Annotated in this window: 3 protein-coding genes; all 3 read left to right on the top strand. The window is 68.7% G+C overall.

Annotation, left to right across the window (positions count from 1 at the left end; translation table 11 throughout):
- Window positions 1-162: 162 nt before the first annotated feature.
- Entirely contained in the window at window positions 163-741 is a 579-nt protein-coding gene (locus tag AC08OX_RS16845) for an acyl-CoA thioesterase (protein ID WP_476608690.1), read from the top strand.
- Window positions 742-961: 220 nt separating this feature from the next.
- Window positions 962-1,924, top strand: a complete 963-nt coding sequence (locus AC08OX_RS16850; protein WP_476608692.1) for a LysR family transcriptional regulator — start codon at window positions 962-964, stop codon at window positions 1,922-1,924.
- Window positions 1,925-2,221: 297 nt separating this feature from the next.
- The coding region (locus tag AC08OX_RS16855) for an MBL fold metallo-hydrolase (protein ID WP_476608691.1) at window positions 2,222-2,706 on the top strand (485 nt) is incomplete at its 3' end.

Genomic DNA, 2,706 nt, shown 5'->3' on the forward strand with positions numbered 1-2,706 from the left:
CGGGCATTCGGCGAGCCCTCCCACGACATCACCGAACACTTACGACGAAGAAGACCGAATGTTGACCCTCCACAGCCGGATCGGATGGGGCACAGTGGCAAAATGGACCCGAGACGTGATCCGGCGAGGCTCAGCCTCGCCAGCTATCCCCTGAGTCAGCCGATGCCCGCGCGGTTCAGCGATATGGACATCTTCGGTCACCTTAATAACGTCGCCATCGCCTCGTTGTACGAGGACACCCGGGTGAGACTGCACACCCGGTTGCTCCGCCCCGAGGACCCGGGTGGCCGGCCCGGGTTCACGCCCGTCGTCGCACAGCTCAGCATCCACTACCTGGCCGAGGCGCACTATACCGCCACCTACGAGATCGGCCACGGGATAAGCCGGATCGGCGCGTCGTCGTTCGTGCACAGTGCCGGCCTCTTCCTCGACGGGGTCTGCCTGGGGCTGTGCGACACCGTCATGGTGCACCTGGTCGACGGCGTTCCCACCCCGCTACCTCTGGACCGGCGCGCCCTGCTGGAGTCGGTGTGGTTCCCGGTCCGCGCCGGTGGTCCGTCGCGGACGAGCGAGGCGGATACGGACATCGCCACATCGGCGTCCCCGGCGTCCCCGTCCCCGGCGGTGACGCGGTCCGCGGCGGGCGGGGGAGAGCCGGCCGCGGGCGGTTCGATTCCGGGCCAGCCGTCTGGTGCCCGGCCGGTCCTCCCTCACCCCGAGCAAGATAATCAACGGTGTTGACGTCCACTCGACTATCATGATCAACAAAAGATCGGTGGGTCCGGCGGGCCCGGCCAGCCGGTAACCCATGGCCCCCGCCGGCTGGCGATGACCCGCGGCCATCATCCATGATCGGCTGGGCGGCCAATCAACACGGGAATTTCACCGTCCGTTTTTTTATATTCCACCGCCGGTATTCCGGAACGATATTTTTCTGCGGGGAGGTGCCGTGGAGACCCGCATGGAGTTCCGCTATCTCGTCTCGTTCCTCGCAATCGCCGAGGAACTGCACTTCGGGCGGGCGGCGGCCCGGCTGCACCTGGCCCAGCCGTCGCTGAGTCAGCAGCTCCAGCGCCTCGAACGGGAGGTCGGTGTCGAACTGGTCAGCCGGACCTCCCACGAGGTGCGGCTCACCGCGGCCGGCCGCGCGTTCGAGGTCGAGGCCCGGCGGGTCCTCGACACCGCGCGCCGGGCCGTGTCGGCGGTCCGGGAGGCGGCCTCGGGCCGCGTGGGCGTGCTGACCATCGGCTTCAACTTCCCCGCCGGGCAGCGGGTGCTCCAGCCGACCCTCGTCCGGTTGGGCGCCGACTACCCCGGCATCTCCACGGTTCTCTGGGAAGCCCGCAGCGGACCGACGCTCGCCGCCCTGCACGACCGCAAGGTGGACGTGGCGCTCGTGTTCGGCGGGGCGCTGGCCGTCGGGCTGCAGTCGCGACGGATTCTCACCCTGCCGCTGGTCGCCATCGTCGGCCACCACCATCCGTGGGCCGACCGCCAGCAGGCGTCGTTCCGGGAGCTCGCGCGTCAACGGTGCGTGTTGTTCCGACGGGAACAGAGCCCCGCCATGCACGACGCGATCCTCGCCGCGGCCGGCCGGGCGGGCATCAGCCTGACGGTCGCCGACGAGGTCGACGACTCGGGTGCCACGGGGATCATCGTCACGACGAAGTCGGTCGTGGGATTCGCCTCGTCCGTCCGCAGTGGTTTCGTGCCCGGCAAGGGCCTGGCGGCCGTGCGGCTCGTCGAGCCGGTGCCCACCGTCGGGGTGCAGGTGGTCTGGCACCCCGACCCGCCGCCCGTCGTCGAGGCGTTCCTGCGCAGCTTGGACAACGCGGGTCCCTTCGGGGAGGACGCCGTCCCCGCGCCTGCCGCGCCGCAGGTGCCGGTCCTCGCCCACGACGGGCAGCCGGCTTCCGGCGGTTGAGCCCGCACCCCCGCGGCACCTTTCGCGGCATCCCGGCACCTTCGGCCCCCCGCCGCCGGACCGACCCGATGTTCTTCGTCACGGGCCGTTCGGCGACGGCGGCGCGTGTAGATGACGATTGGCTGGGGCAATCGTCCGTTCGAAAGTTCCGTATTGCCGGCGACGGCGCCACCCAGCAGCATCGCGGATGACAGCGGAAATCCTCGCGCACCCCGGCGCCGAATTTTCCACATGTTCCCAACGGAATGTTCCCAACGGAACACCAAGAGCGGAACATCAAGATGAACGGATGAACGTATGCGGTTGACCGTCCTGGGCTGCCGGTCGGGAATGCCGACCGGCGGTCAGTGCAGCTCCAGCTACCTCGTCTGCACCGCGGAGACGAAGATGCTGCTGGACTGCGGCCCCGGCGCCGCGACGGCGCTGAGCGCGCTGGGGCATCCCGCGGTGCTCGACGGTATTGTGATCAGTCATCTGCATTCCGATCACTGCTATGATCTCCTGCCGGTGGGGAAGGCATTGCTGGCCAGCCGGACCCGGTATCCCATGCGATTCCCGACGCTGCCGGCACGCGACATTCCGACGCGCAGCGAACCGATTCCGCTTTACCTTCCACGGGGCGGCCTGGACACCTTCCGGACATTGGCCGGACTATTTCTGGTCGCGACGATCCCGTTGCTGGACAAGGCGTTCGAGGTCGCCTTCGACGTCCGCGAGTACGACCCGGGGGAGACCTTCAAGATCGGCGACTGCCTGGTCAGCCTGCACGGGCTGCGCCCAGG

The sequence above is a fragment of the Frankia sp. CoBUL1 genome (assembly GCF_978021245.1).